Raw genomic sequence first — 15633 nt, forward strand, 5'->3', positions numbered from 1 at the left:
CGCGCGCTGGCGGGCGGCATCCAGAACGGGCCCCGGCTGCGCCGGGCCGGGCTGAGATGGTCGATGGGCGCCGAGGTGTCGCCGCCCCAGCCCACCGGCACGCCCCAGCGCGCGAAGTCGGCAAACGCGCGCGACACCATCATCCGCACATCGGCAGCCTCCGCAAAGCGGGCGCGCACGGCGGCGGCGGGCAGGTCTTCATGGTCGCGCGCGGTGGCCAGCCAGATGCGCGCCAGCAGCCAGACGGACTGGTAGCGCGCGGGCTGGCCGTTCACGCGGTATGGCGGGGACAGGTCGATTTGGACGAGCGGGGCGGGCATGGGGGGCTGAGGGCGACCAGGGGCGCGATCGGGGGCGGAATCGGGGGCGGAATCGTGCCCGCCATGTTACGCGTGTTACACCCGGGTGGGTTGGCGCCCCGGCGATCAGCGCCTATGCTCCGCACCACGATCCGGGCCTGGATTGTCATCCCATGACATTTCGATCTTCCCCTCAGAAAGGTGCAGAACATGCCAAACAGATTTCCCAGCCTTGCCCGATATTCCCGCCTTGTTTGCCTCGCCTCGCTGTCCGCCGCGCTGATGCTGGCCGCGCCGGTCCACGCGCAGACGGCCAAGGAAGCCCCCAGGGAAACCCCGCTCGACCTCAAGCCGCTCTTCGACGCCGCCGGCACGCAGGGCACGATGCTGATCTACGACGTGGGCGCCGCGCGCCTGTACGCCTACAACCCGGCGCGCGCCCGCGTGGCCTACTCGCCGGCCTCCACTTTCAAGATCTTCAATTCGCTGATCGGGCTGGAGACCGGCGCCGTGGCGGACGTGGACAACGACAAGATCCCCTGGGACGGCAAGGTCTGGACCCACCACGGCAAGCCGATCCTGCCGGCGGTGTGCAATGCCGATGTGTCGCTGCGGCTGGCACTGAAGAACTCGTGCGTGCCGGCCTACCAGGCGCTGGCGCGGCGTGTGGGGTCCGAGCAGTACCGCCGCTTCCTCGGCGCGGCCCACTTCGGCAATGCGGACGTGAGCGGCCCGGTGGACCAGTTCTGGCTCAACAACCACCTGAAGATCACCACCTACCAGCAGATCGACTTCATGCGGGCCGTGGTGGCGCGCACGCTGCCGGGCATCTCGGCGCGCAGCTACGACGCGCTGGATGACATCCTGACCATCGAGCAGACCCCGGCGTACACGCTGCGGGCCAAGACCGGCTGGTCCGCGCGGGAGGGTGTCGATGTGGGCTGGTGGGTTGGCTCGGTCACGCGCGGGGAGGACCGCTATGTCTTCGCCATGAACATGGACATGCCGAAGATGGAGCAGGGGCCGAAGCGGCTCGAGATCGGCCGCGCCGCGCTGCGGCAGGCTGGCGCGCTGCCGCAGGCGAACTAGCGAGAGGGCGGCGCCCCTTCAGGTACCTAGGGCGCCAGCTGGTCGAGGACGGCGCCCATGGTGGCCAGGCCGGCCTCGACCATGTGCTGCATGTAGGCGCCCATCTGCGGCATGACCAGGGTCAGCACCAGCATGCCGCCGAGCAGCGTCACCGGGAAGCCCACCGCGAAGATCGAGAGCTGCGGCGAGGCGCGGTTCAGGATACCCATCGCCAGGTTCAGCGTGAGCAGCGTGGCGATCATCGGCAGCGAGAGCAGGGTGCCGGCCGAGAACACCATCGACCCGGCCTTGGCCACCGCGCCCCAGCCGTGGCCGGAGAGCGGCGTGCCGGCGATGGGCAGCGCGGTGAAGCTTTCCACCAGCACGGCCAGCATCATCAGGTGGCCGTCCAGGACGATGAACAGCAGCATCGCCACGATGTTCAGGAAGCGCGACAGCACCATGGTCTGCCCGCCGGAGGAGCGGTCGTAGAACGAGGCGAACGAGAGGCCCATCTGCAGGCCGATCACCTCGCCGGCGGTCTGCACCGCCGCGAAGACCAGCCGCATGGTGAAGCCCATGGCCACGCCGATGCCCACCTCGTTGAGGATGATCAGGAAACCGTCGAACGAATAGACCGTGGCGCTCGGGATATTGCCGAGCGTGGGCGAGACGATGACCGACAGCGCGCCGGCCAGCAGCACCTTGGCGCGGCGCGGAATCGTCGATTCACTGAACAGCGGCGCGGTGGCGATCAGCCCGAGCAGGCGGAACATCGGCCACAGGAAGGCGGCGATCCAGCCGTAGAGCTGGGCCGTGGAGACGTCGATCACGGCAGGCGGGCGTCAGTGCGCCAGCGCGGGAATGCCCTGGAACACCTCGCGCATGTAGTCCACGAAGGTGTTGATCATCCACGGGCCAACCAGCACCATCGTCACGAACAGTGCAATCAGCTTCGGGATGAACGTCAGGGTCATTTCGTTGATCTGGGTGGCGGCCTGGAACAGGCTCACCACCAGACCGGCCGCCAGCGCCACCAGCAGCAGCGGGGCGGACAGCATCAGGGTCATCTTCATCGCCTGCGTGGCGATGGTCATGACTGTTTCGGGCGTCATGGCAGGCTCCTTGTCAGGTCATGAAGCTCTGCGCCAGGGAGCCCAGCAGCAGTTGCCAGCCATCCACGAGCACGAACAGCATCAGCTTGAATGGCAATGAAATCGTCGCCGGCGGCACCATCATCATGCCCATGGCCATCAGCACGCTGGCCACGACCAGGTCGATGATCAGGAACGGGATGAAGATGGTGAAGCCGATCTGGAACGCGGTCTTCAGCTCGCTGGTGACGAAGGCCGGCACCAGCACCGAGAACGGCACGTCTTCCGGGCCGTTCATCTCGGGCGTCTTGGCCATCTGGGCGAACATCGCCAGGTCCTTTTCGCGGGTCTGGCGCAGCATGAACTGGCGCATCGGCACGGCGGCGCGGGAGGCGGCGGTCTCCAGGCTGATCTTGTTCTCGGAGAGCGGCTTGTAGGCGTCGGTGTACACGCGGTCGAACACCGGGGACATGACGAAGAAGGTCAGGAACAGCGACAGGCCCACCAGCACCTGGTTCGGCGGCGAGGAGGCCGTGCCCAGCGCGCTGCGCAGCAGGCCCAGCACGATGACGATGCGGGTGAAGCCCGTCATCATCAGCATGGCGGCTGGCAGGAACGACAGCGAGGTCAGCAGGACCAGCGTCTGGATCGAGAGCGACCAGGTCTGGCCACCGCCGGCGGCCGGCTTGCTGGTCACGCCGGGCAGCGCCTGGGCCAGGGCCGATTCGGGCAGGGCCGACAGCGCCAGCCCGACGGCTACCGGCAGCAGCGCGAGCCAGATGGCAGGCGCGCGGGAGCCGCGGGCGGAATGCCGTCCGATGGCGGCACGCAACGTGTTCATTTCTTGAGGTTTTCCTGCATCGCGCGCATCAGGCGCTCGCCAAAGCCGCCCTGCAGGGGCTGCGGCGCGTTGGTGCCGGCCGGGACCATGGCATCCGGCTGGGCCGGGAGGGTGTGGAGCGGACGGATCTCGCCGGCGGAGACGCCCAGCACGAGCCAGGTATCGCCAACTTCCACCATGACCACCTTCTGGCGCGCGCCCAGCATCAGGCTGCCCACCACCTTCATGGTGGCGCCGCCGCTGCCGTGGCGCACCAGGCCCACGCGGCGCGCGAGCCAGGCCATGCCGAGGATCAGCGCGATGACGGCAAACAGGCCGAGCCCGGCCTGCGCGAGGCTGGCCCCGCCGCTGATCACCGGGGCGGTCTGCGCCACCGGGGCAGCCGCGGTGGCCGGTGCACTGGCCGCCTGGGCGGTACTCAATACAACATCTGCAGCCTGCGCACCGGCCGTGGCCAGACCCGTGAGGATCAGGCCCGCGGCAAAGCGTCCGGCAGACCGCAGCCGGCGCGACACGGCTGTCATTTGTTCAGCTTCCGGATACGTTCGGACGGCGTGATGATGTCCGTCAGGCGAATGCCGAACTTGTCGTTCACGACCACCACCTCGCCCTGGGCGATCAGGTAGCCATTCACCAGCACGTCCATCGGTTCACCGGCCAGGCCGTCGAGTTCCACCACCGAACCCTGCGCCAGTTGCAGCAGGTTCTTGATGGGTACCTTGGTGCGGCCCAGTTCCACGGTCAGCTGTACCGGGATATCGAGAATCATCCCGATATCGTTGTGGAAGCCGGCCGGCGCTTCCTGCGCCAGCGGCGGGAACACCGTGGAGGCCGCCGGGGTGGCGGTGGCCATGGCTTGCGAAGGCGCCGCCGCAGCGGGTGCCGTGGCGGCCGGGGCGGCGGCGGGTACCGGCTCGGCGCTGGTCTGCTCCGCCAGGGCGCTGGCCCAGTCGTCCATCGGATCGACCGGCTTGTCCTGAGTGCCGTCAGTCATGATCGTCTTCCTTGTTGGAATCGCTGTCTTGGTAATTGATCATTCGCTCCACGCGCAGCGCGTACTGGCCGTTCATGGTGCCGAAGCCGCATTGCATGACGGGCACGCCGTCCACCTTGCCGAAGAGCTTCTCGGGCAGGTCGATCGGCAGCACGTCGCCGGCGCGCATGGCCAGTACCTCGGCCACGGTGCTCTGGAGGTGCGTGAATTCGGCCACCAGTTCCACTTCGGCGGCACGCAGCTGGGTGGAGAGCTGGCCGAGCCAGCGCTTGTCCACCTCGACCTCGTCCTGCAGCGGGTTCATCAGCAGATCCCGCAGCGGTTCGATCATCGAGAAGGGAATACAGATATGCAGTTGACCGCCCACGGCGCCCAGTTCGATATGGAACGCGGTGGTCACCACGGCGTCATTGGCGCCGGCGATGTTGGCGAACTTGGTGTGCATCTCCGAGCGGACATAGTCGAACTCGATGGGATGCACGGTGCGCCAGGCCTGGCCGTAGCTGTTCAGCGTCAGGTCCAGCATGCGGCGGATGATGCGCTGCTCGGTCTGCGTGAAGTCGCGGCCTTCCACACGGGTGTGGAAGCGGCCGTCGCCGCCGAACAGGTTGTCCACCACCAGGAACACGAGGTTCGGGTCGTACACGAACAGCGCGGTGCCCCGCAGCGGCTTCATGTGGACCAGGTTCAGGTTGGTCGGCACCGGCAGGTTGCGCACAAAGTCGCCGTACTTCTCGATCCTGACCGAGCCGACCGAGATGTCGGCGCCGCGGCGGATGAAGTTGAACAGCGCCGTGCGCAGCGCCCGCGCGAAGCGCTCGTTGATGATTTCGAGCGTGTGCAGGCGGCCACGGATGATCCGTTCCTGGGTAGCCAGGTTGTACGGCCGCACCCCGCCTTCATCAATAGCGGGCGCGCTGCTGGCTGCGGGCGCATCGGATTCGCCCGATACGCCTTTCAGTAGCTCGTCTACCTCGTCCTGCGAGAGGAACTTGTCGTAGGCCATCTAGTGTCCTGCCCCGTGAACAGCTGTAAGGATGAAACGGTCCATGGCCGGCTTCAGTCGGCGCGCCAGGCGCGACGGCAGGAAGGAAGGTCGGCGGACAGTGTCATGTCGGTTATGCAGTGGGTTCGGGAGCAGGGCGCCAGCGGCTTACTGCACCACGAACGATGTAAACAAGACATCCAGGATCTTCTGCGGCGGCAGGCCGGGCGCGAACGGCTGGCTGATGGCAGCCTGCACGTCCTGGGCCAGCTTGCGCTTGCCCTCCACCGTGGCCAGGTCCGCCGGCTGGCGGGCCGACAGCAGCAGCAGGATGCGGCTGCGCGCTTCCGGCTGGTACTGGGCCAGACGGCCCTGGGTGTCGGCGTCCGCCACTTTCAGCGACAGCCCGGTGTGCAGGAAGCGGTCACCGTCCTCGCTCTTCAGGTTCACCGTGAATGCGTCGAGCGGCACGAAGATCGGCGGAGGGATGACGGGTGCTGCCGGCGCTGCCGCCTGGCGGTTGCCGCCGAGCACGCTGCCGAGCACGAAGCCGCCAACGCCCAGCACCACCACCAGCACGCCGCCGCCAATCAGCAGCAGTCGACCGCGCTTGCTTGAGTTGCCGCCAGTCTGGGAGGGGGAAAGCGTGTTCGCCATGAGATGCCTGTGTCGGAATGCCTGCCATTCTTCCCGAATCGCAGGCAAGCAAAGGGCCGATAAAAAGGGGGAAACCCACTCAGCTTGGCCGTTTGAGCTGGGTGGGATCGGGGCGCGGAGGCGCATGGGCGCGCCATTAGCGCCTGCAACATGGTTAACGAATCGCCAGCCCGGAACTTAAGATGTCAGTGTCGACTTCACATGGAATGACCACTTTGTCTTCCCGACCAGACATTGACGCCCCACACGGCAGCGAAATGTGCGATTTACTGCACTTGTCGCTGGGGTTGCCCGCCAGTGTGACGCTCTGCCAGCTGGCCTGGACGGGCGTCGCGGCGCCGGATGCTGCCTCGGAACGCATCCCGGACGTGCTGTTGACCGCAACGCCGAGGCGCCAGGGCCACTTCCGCGCGGGCCGCTATTGCGCCCGCGTGGCACTGGTCCGGGCCGGCGCGGCAGAACACGTTGTCACGATCGGGGAAGACCGCCTGCCGGTCTGGCCTGACGGCTGGATCGGTAGCATCAGCCATGCGGACGGCATGGCGGTGGCGCTGGCCGCGCGTGCGTCAACCACCGCCGGGCTTGGGGTAGACGCGGAGCAGTGGCTCACTTCCGCCCGCGCCGCCGACATCGCTCACCTGGTGGCCACGCCGCAGGAGATCGATCTCCTGGCCGCCCGGGCAGGTACGTCGATCGAAGCAGCGGTCACCGTCCTGTTCTCGGCCAAGGAAGCGCTTTATAAGGCCCTTTATCCGACGGTGCGCCAGTTCTTCGATTTCACCGCCGCCACCCTGACCGATGCCAGCGCCGGCCATCTGACCCTGACACTGACCCGCCACTGGCACCCGCGGTGGCCGGCCGGCAGCGAGGTCGGGGTGGCGTGGGCTGCCACGTCCGGCCATGTGGTCACCGTGGCGCACCTGCCGGCGCCGGCGTCGGCGTCGGCGTCGGCTTATCAGGCCTCACGCAGGTAGCGCGCCACGCTGGCCAGCTTCTCGCAGGTCTCCTCCCACGCCCGGGCGGGCGTCGAGTCCCGCACGATGCCGGCGCCGGCCTGCAGCCAGCACGCCTCCCCCTGGCGGAACACCGAGCGCAGGACCAGCGCGGGACAAGTCCGCCGCGTTTCATGTGTTTCTTATCGATCCACCACCCTGCAAGCCCCGATTTTCCGACCTTCGTGGTTTTTAAGTCTTATATAAGATATAAGACATTTGATCTGGGCCGGACTTCGGATTACAATCACGCGGCAACCAGCGGTGTGCTGCGCCGCCGGACCCACAGAGACAAAGCTGTACGTCATAACCCTATTACCAGCAGGTTCCCATGCTTGATACCTATCGCGCCCATGTTGCCGAACGCGCCGCGCTTGGCATTCCCCCTCTGCCGCTGACCGCCAAGCAGACCGCCGAGCTGATCGAACTGATCAAGAACCCGCCGGCGGGCGAGGAACAGACCCTGCTGGACCTGATCACCTACCGTGTGCCGGCCGGCGTGGATGATGCCGCCAAGGTCAAGGCCTCCTACCTGGCCGCCGTGGCCCTGGGTTCGGAGAAGACCGCGCTGATCTCGCGCGCCCGCGCCACCGAACTGCTGGGCACCATGCTCGGCGGCTACAACATCTCCCCGCTGATCGAGCTGCTCGACGACGCCGAAGTCGGCGCCGTGGCTGGCAACGCGCTGAAGACCACGCTGCTGATGTTCGATGCCTTCCACGATGTGAAGGAAAAGGCCGACAAGGGCAACGCCAACGCCAAGTCCGTGCTGCAAAGCTGGGCCGACGCCGAGTGGTTCACGAACCGTCCGGAAGTGCCGGCCTCGATGACCATCACCGTGTTCAAGGTGCCGGGCGAGACCAACACCGACGACCTGTCGCCGGCCCCGGACGCCACCACGCGCCCGGACATCCCGATGCACGCGCTGGCCATGCTGAAGAACAAGCGTGAAGGCACCGCGTTCCAGCCCGAGGAAGACGGCAAGCGCGGCCCGGTGAAGTTCATCGAGTCGCTGAAGGAGAAGGGCAACCTCGTGGCCTACGTGGGCGACGTGGTCGGCACGGGCTCCAGCCGCAAGTCGGCCACCAACTCGGTGCTGTGGTTCACCGGCGAAGACATCCCCTACGTGCCGAACAAGCGCTTCGGCGGCGTGTGCCTGGGCAGCAAGATCGCCCCGATCTTCTACAACACGATGGAAGACGCCGGCGCGCTGCCGATCGAACTCGACGTGTCGCAGATGGACACCGGCGACGTGGTCGAACTGCGCCCGTACGAAGGCAAGGCGCTCAAGAACGGCGCCGTGATCGCCGAATTCAAGGTCAAGTCGGACGTGCTGTTCGATGAAGTGCGCGCCGGCGGCCGGATTCCGCTGATCGTCGGCCGTGGCCTGACCGCCAAGGCCCGCGAGGCACTGGGCCTGGCCCCGTCCACGCTGTTCCGCCTGCCGCAGAATCCGGCCGACACCGGACGCGGCTACACGCTGGCCCAGAAGATGGTTGGCCGCGCCTGCGGCCTGACCGACGGCAAGGGCATCCGCCCGGGTACGTACTGCGAACCGAAGATGACCTCGGTGGGCTCGCAGGACACCACCGGCCCGATGACGCGCGACGAGCTGAAGGACCTGGCCTGCCTGGGCTTCTCGGCCGACCTGGTGATGCAGTCGTTCTGCCACACCGCCGCCTACCCGAAGCCCGTGGACGTGAAGACGCACCACACGCTGCCCCAGTTCATCAGCACGCGCGGCGGTATCTCGCTGCGTCCGGGCGACGGTGTGATCCACTCGTGGCTCAACCGCATGCTGCTGCCGGATACCGTCGGCACTGGCGGTGACTCGCACACCCGTTTCCCGATCGGCATCAGCTTCCCGGCCGGCTCCGGTCTGGTGGCGTTTGCCGCCGCCACCGGCGTGATGCCGCTGGACATGCCGGAATCGGTGCTGGTCCGCTTCAAGGGCAAGATGCAGCCCGGCGTCACGCTGCGCGACCTGGTCAACGCAATTCCGCTGTACGCGATCAAGTCGGGCCTGCTGACCGTGGCCAAGCAAGGCAAGAAGAACATCTTCTCGGGCCGTATCCTGGAAATCGAAGGTCTGCCCGACCTGAAGGTGGAACAGGCTTTCGAGCTGTCCGACGCCTCCGCCGAGCGTTCGGCCGCCGGTTGCACGGTGCGCCTGAACAAGGAACCGATCATCGAGTACATCAACAGCAACATCACGCTGCTGAAGTGGATGATCGCCGAGGGCTACCAGGACCCGCGCAGCCTGCAGCGCCGTATCAAGGCCATGGAAGCGTGGCTGGCCGACCCGAAGCTGCTGGAGCCGGATGCCGACGCCGAGTACGCCGCCGTGATCGAGATCGATCTGGCCGACGTGCATGAGCCGATCGTCGCCTGCCCGAACGACCCGGACGACGTGAAGACGCTGGCCGAGGTGGCCGGCGCCAAGATCGACGAAGTGTTCATCGGCTCGTGCATGACGAACATCGGTCACTTCCGCGCAGCCTCGAAGCTGCTGGAAGGCAAGCGCGACATCCCCGTGAAGCTGTGGGTGGCCCCGCCGACCAAGATGGACCAGAAGCAGCTGACCGAGGAAGGCCACTACGGCGTGTTCGGCACGGCTGGTGCGCGCACCGAAATGCCGGGCTGCTCGCTGTGCATGGGTAACCAGGCACAGGTGCGCGAAGGCGCCACGGTGATGTCCACCAGCACGCGTAACTTCCCGAACCGTCTGGGCAAGAACACCAACGTGTACCTGGGTTCGGCCGAGCTGGCCGCCATCTGCTCGCGCCTTGGCCGCATTCCGAACAAGGAAGAGTACATGGCCGACATGGGCGTGCTGACCGCCAACAGCGACAAGATCTACCAGTACATGAACTTCGACCAGATCGAAGACTTCAAGGAAGTGGCCGACACCGTGAACGTGTAAGCGTTCCGGGCACAGCCGGTCCTGCCGTTCGCGGCAGGGCATCGAACCCCGCGTTGCCGATGGCAGCGCGGGGTTTTTTCTTGGGGGGAAGGCGGGAGGTAGGGCGGCCGTCAGCCCATGTAGATCTGCGCCAGCCCTTCCTTCAGGGCGGTCGCGATCTGGTCGTGGCGGCGGTCGATATGGCGGGTGAGGATGGGGATGCAGCGCTCGGGGTCGCGCGCCTTGAGGCCCAGGAGGATCTCGCGGTGGTCGTTCTGGCTGACGCGGCGGTCGCAGCGCTCCATGTCGATCCAGCGCACGAAGCGGATACGGGCGTTGATGTTCTTCAGCACCCGCAGCATCTCCAGGTTGCCGGACATCGCCATCAGCCCTTCATGGAAGGTCTCGTCGAGTTTCACGAGTTCTTCCACCGTGCGGTCGCCCGGTTCCGGGCCGGTGTTCTCGAGGAAGGACAGCAGGGCGTCGATGTCCTCTTCCCTGGCCCGCACGATGGCCAGGCGCAGCGCCTCGGTCTCCACGACCTTGCGCAGCTCGTAGAGGGAAAACACTTCCTGGGCATCCAGATCGCGGCAGAAGAAGCCCTTGCCCGGCGAGAAGCGCAGCAGCCCTTCGGTCGTCAGGCGGGTCAGCGCCTCGCGCAGCGGGGTGCGGCTGACGCCCAGCGCACTGGCCAGCACGCCTTCGTTGAGCCGTTCGCCGGGTTTGAAGTCATAGCCCACGCTCATCTGCTTGAGCTTGTCATAAACCTGCTCGACGATGCTGTCACTTGCCACGGTTGCCACGGTATTGAGTCCTGTCTTCGGTCATCAGCCTTTCGCCGGTACTGGCGAAAGGCTGGAATATACCTGAATTCGATTCTGTGCACGGCGGTGTATACACCTCGCGGCAACCGGCGTCCGGCCGTGCGAATCGGTCCGCTTCGCTTTGCTCTGCGTTAATCGATATGCGCGCCAGAATCCTTGACGATTTTGGCCCAGGTTTTCATATCGGCAAGCTGCGTGCGCTTGAACGCCGCCGGGCCGCCATCGGCAATGGGCTGGATCGCCTGGCTCACCAGCCATTGACGGAAGCTTTCCGTGCCGATGGCCTTGAGCACGGCCTGCGACATCCGGTTCTGGATGTCCGCCGGCAACGCGGCCGGGCCGAACAGGCCATACCAGGTGGTGCTCTCGAAGCCGGGCAGGTTGCAGGCCTCGGCCACGGTCGGCACATTCGGCAGCACGCTCACGCGCTGCGACGAAGTGACCGCTAACGCACGCACCTTGCCAGACTGGATGGCGCCCAGGCTAGGCGAACTCTGGTTGAAGAAGAAATCGACCTCGCCCGAGAGCAGCGCGGTCATGGCCGGCCCCTGCCCCTTGTACGGGATATGCACGTAGCTGGTCTTCGAGGCCGTGGCGAACTGCGTGCCGGCCAGATGGCCGGAGGCGCCGTTGCCCGTCGAGGCGTAGTTCAACGTGCCGGGCGCCTTCTTCGCGGCGGCAATCAGGTCCTGGCAGGTCTTGATCTCCGGATGCTTCTCGGGATTCACGAGCAGGATATTCGGCAGCGTGCCCAATAATGCAATGCGCGAGAAATCATTCACCACGTCAAATGACAGTTTCGAATATAGCGCGGGATTAATCGCGTGCGTGCCGGCCGTGCCGAGCAGGAAAGTATAACCATCCGGCTTGGCCTGCGCGACGAGGCTCGATGCGATATTGCCGCCCGCACCGGGGCGATTATCGGAGATAAACGAGACGCCGAATTCCTTGTTCAGCTCCACGCCAAGCCGGCGCGCGTAGATGTCGGTGGCGGCGCCTCCGGGGAAGCCGCTGACGATGGCAATCGTGTTGTTGGGCCAAGACTTGGTGTCCTGGGACGAAGCGGGGCTGGCCAGCCCCATCAACGTGACAGCAAGCAGGGAGGCGGAAAACGGGACAAATCGCAAGGCAAATCGCGGGGCAAGTCGGCGCATCGTCATGGGAACGCTCCAAGGGCAGGGTGGTGGGGGCAACGTGCGGGCCGGGTGGCTCCCGGTCCTGCACTCCGTCCTGTATACAGACTTTAATTATTGATCTGTATTCTGTAAAGCGTTATGCTGCGCTTCACCGTTGCGGCCTCATCGAGCCCCGTTTTGGTTCATCGGCACCGTAATGGTTCACCCCTATTTATTGCCGAGTAAAAACAATGACTTCTTCTCTTCCCGCCACGCCTGCCCGCCCCGCTACCCATAATCCGGCGTCCGATGCTGGTGCATGGCGCGCCGTCTTCGTCGATGCCAATCCCACACTGTCGGAAGTGGCTTCCCGCCTGCACCGGGCCGACGACCTGCCGCTGACCATCAACCGCCAGCCCGAGATCACGCCCGAGCAACTGCCCGCCACGCTGGCCGGCGCGCCGATCGCGATCATCGACCACACCCATCTGCCGACCGAGATCGCCCGCCATTGCGTGGGTCTCAAGCACGTGGTGTTCCTGGGCACCGGCCCGCGCAGCTATATGAATCCGGAGGAACTGGCCGAGATCGGCATCACGGTGCACACCATCAAGGGCTACGGGGATACCGCTGTGGCCGAATGCGCGTTCGCGCTGATGTGGGCGGCCGCGCGCAACTTCGCGCGCATGGACCGCGAGATGCGCGCCGGCAACTGGCTGCGCTCGGACGCCGTGCAGCTGACAGGCAAGACCCTCGGGCTGGTCGGGTTTGGCGGCATCGCCCAGGAACTGGCACGGCTGGCGCGGGGCATCGGCATGCGCGTGCTGGCCTGGAACCGCTCGCCCAAGACGCACGAGGGCGTGGAATTCGTCGATCTGGACACGCTGCTGGCGCAGAGCGACGTGGTGTCCCTGCACCTGCTGCTGACCGACGAGACGCGCGGCCTGATCACGGCGGAGCGCATCCAGTCGATGCGCGACGGCGCGATCCTGGTCAACACGGCGCGCGGCGCGCTGGTGGATGAAGACGCCATGATCGCGGCGCTGCGCAGCGGCAAGCTGGCCCACGCCGGGCTGGACGTGTTCACGGTGGAGCCGATGCCCGCCGGCCACGTGCTGACCACGCTGCCCAACGTCACGCTGTCCGCCCATTCGGCCTTCCGAACGCCGGAAGCCAACAACAACCTGATCGGCGCCGCGCTGGAGCACTGCCGCCGCATCGTCAAGACCCACGCCTGAGCCCGCCATGTCCACATCTTCCGCATCGCCCATCGTCCGCCTGGACCAGAACCATCGCCGCAGCCGGGCCGTCATCGCCAACGGCATGGTCTTCCTGGCCGGCCAGGTGGCCGACGACAAGTCCGGCGACATCGCCAGCCAGACCCGCGAAGCGCTGGCCAAGGTGGACGCCCTGCTGGCCGAGGCCGGCACCGACCGCCGCCGCGCGCTAACCGCCCAGATCTGGCTGGCCGACATGGCCGACTTCGACGGCTTCAACGCGGTCTGGGACGCCTGGGTCGTCCCCGGCGAAACGCCCACGCGCTGCTGCGGCAAGGTCGAGCTGGCCGACCCGGCCTACCGCGTCGAGATCGTCATCACCGCCTTGCTCGCCTGATTTCCGCCGACTTCCGCCGATTTCCCCAGAGGACGCCACCATGATTTCCACCACGGACCCGCACCGCAACCGCAAGCCGCGCAATATCAGCGAGGAAGAATGGGCGGTGCGCGTGCAGCTGGCCGCCGCCTACCGCCTGGCGGCAAAGTTCCAGCTCACCGACCTGATCTACACCCATATTTCCGTGCGCGTGCCAGGCACGCAGGACCAGTTCCTGATCAATCCGCACGGCTGGTTTTTCGACGAGATCACGGCTTCGTGCCTCGTGAAGATCGATACCGAAGGCCGGCCGATCGGCGATAACCGCTTCGAGGTCAACGCCGCCGGCTTCACGATCCACAGCGCCCTGCACCAGAGCCGCCACGACGTGGAGTGCGTGGTCCACCTCCACACGGACGCCGGCATGGCTGTCGCCGCGCTGGAGTGCGGCCTGCTGCCGCTGAACCAGATCAGCATGCAGTTCTACAACCGCGTGAACTACCACGACTACGAAGGCATTTCGCTGGACCTGGACGAGCGCTCGCGCATCGTGCACTCGATGCAGGACGCCAACTACCTGATCCTGCGCAACCACGGCCTGCTGACCACCGGCCGCTCGGTGGCGGAGGCGTTCACGCGCATGTTCTACCTGAACCGCGCCTGCGAGATCCAGCTGCAGACGCTGTCGATGGGCCAGAAGGTCACCCTGCCGTCGCCCGAGGTCTGCGAGCACGCCGCCAAGCAGCACGACGACTACGCCTACCTCGACACGGTGCACCTGGACCGCGAGTGGACCGCGCTGCTGCGCCTGCTGGACCGCGATGGCGGGGACTATCGCTGCTGAGGCGGCGTCCCCGCCCTCGTCGCTGGTTACGCCACGCCCCGGGCCATGCGTTCGAGATCGACCAGCCGGTCGTATTCGTCGCCACGCAGGATGCCCAGGGCGATGGCGGCCTCGCGCGGCGCCACGCCGTGCGCCATGGCGTGGCGCACGATGCGCGCCGCCTGGTCGTAGCCGATCACCGGGTTCAGCGCGGTGGCCGCCAGCAGCGGGCTGTCGAGCTGGCGCGCCAGCCGCGCGCGGTCCGGCGCCAGCCCGGGGATGACCCGCTCGGCCACGGTGTTCGCGCTGTCGGCCAGCAGCCGGATCGACTGGAGCACGTTGTAGATCAGCACCGGCTTGGCCACGTTCAGCTCGAAGCTGCCCGAGGCGCCGGCCATGGTCACCGTTACGTGGTTGCCGGCCACCTGCATGCCGGCCTGCACCATGACTTCGGCGATGGTCGGATTGCGCTTGCCCGGCATGATCGACGAGGTGAGCCCGTCCTCGGGCATCACCAGTTCGCCGAGGCCGCAGTTTGGCCCGGAGCTCATCCAGCGCAGGTCATTGGCGATCTTGATGCACGACGCCGCAATCACGTTCAGCACGCCGGACAACTCCAGCAGGGCGTCGTGCGCGGCCATGCCTTCCACCTTGCAGGGATTGGGCTGGAAGGGCAGGCCGGTCAGGCGGGCCACCTCCGCGCAGAACGCCTTCGCGAAGCCGGGCGGGGCGTTGAGCCCGGTGCCCGCCGCCGTGCCGCCCTGCGGCAGCATCAGCAGGCGCGGCAGGGTCGCCTCGATGCGCGCGATGCCGTGCCCAACCTGGGCGGCGAAGCCCTCGAAGCTGCGGCCCAGCGTGGTCGGCACGGCATCCATCAGGTGGGTGCGGGCCAGCTTCAGGATGTCCGCGAAGTCCGTCGCGCGCGCCTGGAGGCTGTCGCGCAGGGCCGCCAGCGCCGGCAGCAGCCGGTCTTCGAGTTCCAGCACCGCGCTCAGGTGCATCACCGTGGGAAAGCTGTCGTTCGATGACTGCGAGCGGTTGACGTGATCGTTCGGATGAATCGGCTGCTTCGTCCCCAGCGGCTGGCCCAGCCGCTGGTTGGCCCGGTTGGCGATCACCTCGTTCGCATTCATGTTGGTCTGCGTGCCGGAGCCGGTCTGCCAGACCGTGAGCGGGAAATGCGCATCGAACGCGCCGCTGCGCACCTCGGCCGCCGCGGCGACGATGGCCGACGCCATCTCCGCCTCCAGCGCCCCGCACTGCTGGTTGGCCACCGCCGCCGCCATCTTGTGCAGGCCGAAGGCGTGGATCAGGCAGTCTGGAAAGCGTTCGCTGCCGATGCCGAACACGGCCAGCGCGCGCTGGGTCTGGGCGCCCCAGTAGCGGTCGGCCGGGATTTCGACGGGGCCGAAGGCGTCATGCTCCACCCGGGGCGATGTCATGGCG

Annotated in this window: 17 protein-coding genes and 1 pseudogene; 6 read left to right on the plus strand and 12 right to left on the minus strand. The window is 66.7% G+C overall.

Features of this window, described 5'->3' with window-relative positions; all coding sequences use genetic code 11:
- A pseudogene (locus tag KHO18_RS23500) lies at positions 1-320 on the minus strand (hypothetical protein); the annotation flags it as partial.
- Positions 321-509: 189 nt separating this feature from the next.
- Between KHO18_RS23500 and blaOXA the strand changes: the two are divergent.
- The gene (gene blaOXA, locus KHO18_RS23505; RefSeq protein ID WP_244845036.1) at positions 510-1388 is read left to right on the plus strand and encodes an OXA-1206 family carbapenem-hydrolyzing class D beta-lactamase; all 879 of its coding nucleotides are present in this window, start codon (positions 510-512) and stop codon (positions 1386-1388) included.
- A 26-nt stretch (positions 1389-1414) separates the two neighbouring features.
- Here blaOXA and fliR read toward each other — a convergent pair whose 3' ends face one another.
- From fliR to fliL, 7 genes are all read right to left on the minus strand, one after another.
- Complete coding sequence (gene fliR / locus KHO18_RS23510; protein WP_144200009.1) at positions 1415-2200, minus strand: flagellar biosynthetic protein FliR; 786 nt, start codon at positions 2198-2200, stop codon at positions 1415-1417.
- A gap of 12 nt (positions 2201-2212) precedes the next feature.
- Positions 2213-2482 (minus strand): flagellar biosynthesis protein FliQ, encoded by a 270-nt coding sequence (gene fliQ, locus KHO18_RS23515; RefSeq protein WP_092295594.1) that lies wholly within the window; start codon positions 2480-2482, stop codon positions 2213-2215.
- A gap of 13 nt (positions 2483-2495) precedes the next feature.
- Positions 2496-3302 (minus strand): flagellar type III secretion system pore protein FliP, encoded by an 807-nt coding sequence (gene fliP / locus KHO18_RS23520; RefSeq protein WP_144200011.1) that lies wholly within the window; start codon positions 3300-3302, stop codon positions 2496-2498.
- Complete coding sequence (gene fliO / locus KHO18_RS23525) at positions 3299-3826, minus strand: flagellar biosynthetic protein FliO (RefSeq protein ID WP_144200013.1); 528 nt, start codon at positions 3824-3826, stop codon at positions 3299-3301. The genes fliP and fliO overlap by 4 nt, the downstream gene beginning before the upstream one ends.
- Positions 3823-4296 (minus strand): flagellar motor switch protein FliN, encoded by a 474-nt coding sequence (gene fliN / locus KHO18_RS23530; protein WP_144200015.1) that lies wholly within the window; start codon positions 4294-4296, stop codon positions 3823-3825. Before fliN ends, fliO begins: the two co-directional genes overlap by 4 nt.
- The gene (gene fliM, locus KHO18_RS23535; RefSeq protein WP_144200017.1) at positions 4289-5302 is read right to left on the minus strand and encodes a flagellar motor switch protein FliM; all 1014 of its coding nucleotides are present in this window, start codon (positions 5300-5302) and stop codon (positions 4289-4291) included. Before fliM ends, fliN begins: the two co-directional genes overlap by 8 nt.
- 147 nt (positions 5303-5449) lie before the next feature.
- On the minus strand, positions 5450-5938 hold the full coding sequence (gene fliL / locus KHO18_RS23540; protein ID WP_144200019.1) for a flagellar basal body-associated protein FliL: 489 nt from the start codon (positions 5936-5938) through the stop codon (positions 5450-5452).
- Positions 5939-6195: 257 nt separating this feature from the next.
- On the opposite strand from fliL, the gene KHO18_RS23545 reads away from it, so the two are divergent.
- Positions 6196-6912 (plus strand): 4'-phosphopantetheinyl transferase family protein, encoded by a 717-nt coding sequence (locus KHO18_RS23545; protein WP_211943978.1) that lies wholly within the window; start codon positions 6196-6198, stop codon positions 6910-6912.
- Here KHO18_RS23545 and KHO18_RS23550 read toward each other — a convergent pair.
- Entirely contained in the window at positions 6894-7040 is a 147-nt protein-coding gene (locus KHO18_RS23550; protein WP_144200023.1) for a chorismate-binding protein, read from the minus strand. The two genes, KHO18_RS23545 and KHO18_RS23550, sit on opposite strands and share 19 nt — an antisense overlap.
- Before the next feature lie 221 nt (positions 7041-7261).
- On the opposite strand from KHO18_RS23550, the gene acnB reads away from it, so the two are divergent.
- Positions 7262-9853, plus strand: a complete 2592-nt coding sequence (gene acnB, locus KHO18_RS23555; protein ID WP_144200025.1) for a bifunctional aconitate hydratase 2/2-methylisocitrate dehydratase — start codon at positions 7262-7264, stop codon at positions 9851-9853.
- Between the two features lie 110 nt (positions 9854-9963).
- Here acnB and KHO18_RS23560 read toward each other — a convergent pair whose 3' ends face one another.
- Positions 9964-10635, minus strand: a complete 672-nt coding sequence (locus tag KHO18_RS23560; RefSeq protein ID WP_211943979.1) for a GntR family transcriptional regulator — start codon at positions 10633-10635, stop codon at positions 9964-9966.
- Between the two features lie 152 nt (positions 10636-10787).
- Complete coding sequence (locus KHO18_RS23565) at positions 10788-11816, minus strand: Bug family tripartite tricarboxylate transporter substrate binding protein (protein WP_244845037.1); 1029 nt, start codon at positions 11814-11816, stop codon at positions 10788-10790.
- A 206-nt stretch (positions 11817-12022) separates the two neighbouring features.
- Between KHO18_RS23565 and KHO18_RS23570 the strand changes: the two genes are divergently transcribed.
- From KHO18_RS23570 to KHO18_RS23580, 3 genes are read left to right on the plus strand one after another with little or no spacing between them, the layout of a single operon-like run.
- On the plus strand, positions 12023-13009 hold the full coding sequence (locus tag KHO18_RS23570; protein ID WP_211943980.1) for an NAD(P)-dependent oxidoreductase: 987 nt from the start codon (positions 12023-12025) through the stop codon (positions 13007-13009).
- A gap of 7 nt (positions 13010-13016) precedes the next feature.
- Positions 13017-13385 (plus strand): RidA family protein, encoded by a 369-nt coding sequence (locus KHO18_RS23575; protein ID WP_211943981.1) that lies wholly within the window; start codon positions 13017-13019, stop codon positions 13383-13385.
- A gap of 40 nt (positions 13386-13425) precedes the next feature.
- The gene (locus tag KHO18_RS23580; RefSeq protein ID WP_144203033.1) at positions 13426-14208 is read left to right on the plus strand and encodes a class II aldolase/adducin family protein; all 783 of its coding nucleotides are present in this window, start codon (positions 13426-13428) and stop codon (positions 14206-14208) included.
- Between the two features lie 26 nt (positions 14209-14234).
- Here KHO18_RS23580 and KHO18_RS23585 read toward each other — a convergent pair whose 3' ends face one another.
- Entirely contained in the window at positions 14235-15629 is a 1395-nt protein-coding gene (locus tag KHO18_RS23585) for a class II fumarate hydratase (protein WP_211943982.1), read from the minus strand.
- Positions 15630-15633 lie beyond the last annotated feature (4 nt).

The sequence above is a fragment of the Cupriavidus campinensis genome (genome assembly GCF_905397395.1).
GTDB lineage: Bacteria > Pseudomonadota > Gammaproteobacteria > Burkholderiales > Burkholderiaceae > Cupriavidus > Cupriavidus campinensis.

What these genes read in the sequence shown, in the direction of transcription:
- blaOXA (WP_244845036.1), top strand. Translation starts at nt 510, where the DNA reads ATGCCAAACAGATTTCCCAGCCTTGCCCGATATTCCCGCCTTGTTTGC.
- fliQ (WP_092295594.1), bottom strand. Translation starts at nt 2,482, where the DNA reads ATGACGCCCGAAACAGTCATGACCATCGCCACGCAGGCGATGAAGATG.
- fliP (WP_144200011.1), bottom strand. Translation starts at nt 3,302, where the DNA reads ATGAACACGTTGCGTGCCGCCATCGGACGGCATTCCGCCCGCGGCTCC.
- fliO (WP_144200013.1), bottom strand. Translation starts at nt 3,826, where the DNA reads ATGACAGCCGTGTCGCGCCGGCTGCGGTCTGCCGGACGCTTTGCCGCG.
- fliN (WP_144200015.1), bottom strand. Translation starts at nt 4,296, where the DNA reads ATGACTGACGGCACTCAGGACAAGCCGGTCGATCCGATGGACGACTGG.
- fliM (WP_144200017.1), bottom strand. Translation starts at nt 5,302, where the DNA reads ATGGCCTACGACAAGTTCCTCTCGCAGGACGAGGTAGACGAGCTACTG.
- fliL (WP_144200019.1), bottom strand. Translation starts at nt 5,938, where the DNA reads ATGGCGAACACGCTTTCCCCCTCCCAGACTGGCGGCAACTCAAGCAAG.
- KHO18_RS23545 (WP_211943978.1), top strand. Translation starts at nt 6,196, where the DNA reads ATGTGCGATTTACTGCACTTGTCGCTGGGGTTGCCCGCCAGTGTGACG.
- acnB (WP_144200025.1), top strand. Translation starts at nt 7,262, where the DNA reads ATGCTTGATACCTATCGCGCCCATGTTGCCGAACGCGCCGCGCTTGGC.
- KHO18_RS23565 (WP_244845037.1), bottom strand. Translation starts at nt 11,816, where the DNA reads ATGACGATGCGCCGACTTGCCCCGCGATTTGCCTTGCGATTTGTCCCG.
- KHO18_RS23570 (WP_211943980.1), top strand. Translation starts at nt 12,023, where the DNA reads ATGACTTCTTCTCTTCCCGCCACGCCTGCCCGCCCCGCTACCCATAAT.
- KHO18_RS23575 (WP_211943981.1), top strand. Translation starts at nt 13,017, where the DNA reads ATGTCCACATCTTCCGCATCGCCCATCGTCCGCCTGGACCAGAACCAT.
- KHO18_RS23580 (WP_144203033.1), top strand. Translation starts at nt 13,426, where the DNA reads ATGATTTCCACCACGGACCCGCACCGCAACCGCAAGCCGCGCAATATC.
- KHO18_RS23585 (WP_211943982.1), bottom strand. Translation starts at nt 15,629, where the DNA reads ATGACATCGCCCCGGGTGGAGCATGACGCCTTCGGCCCCGTCGAAATC.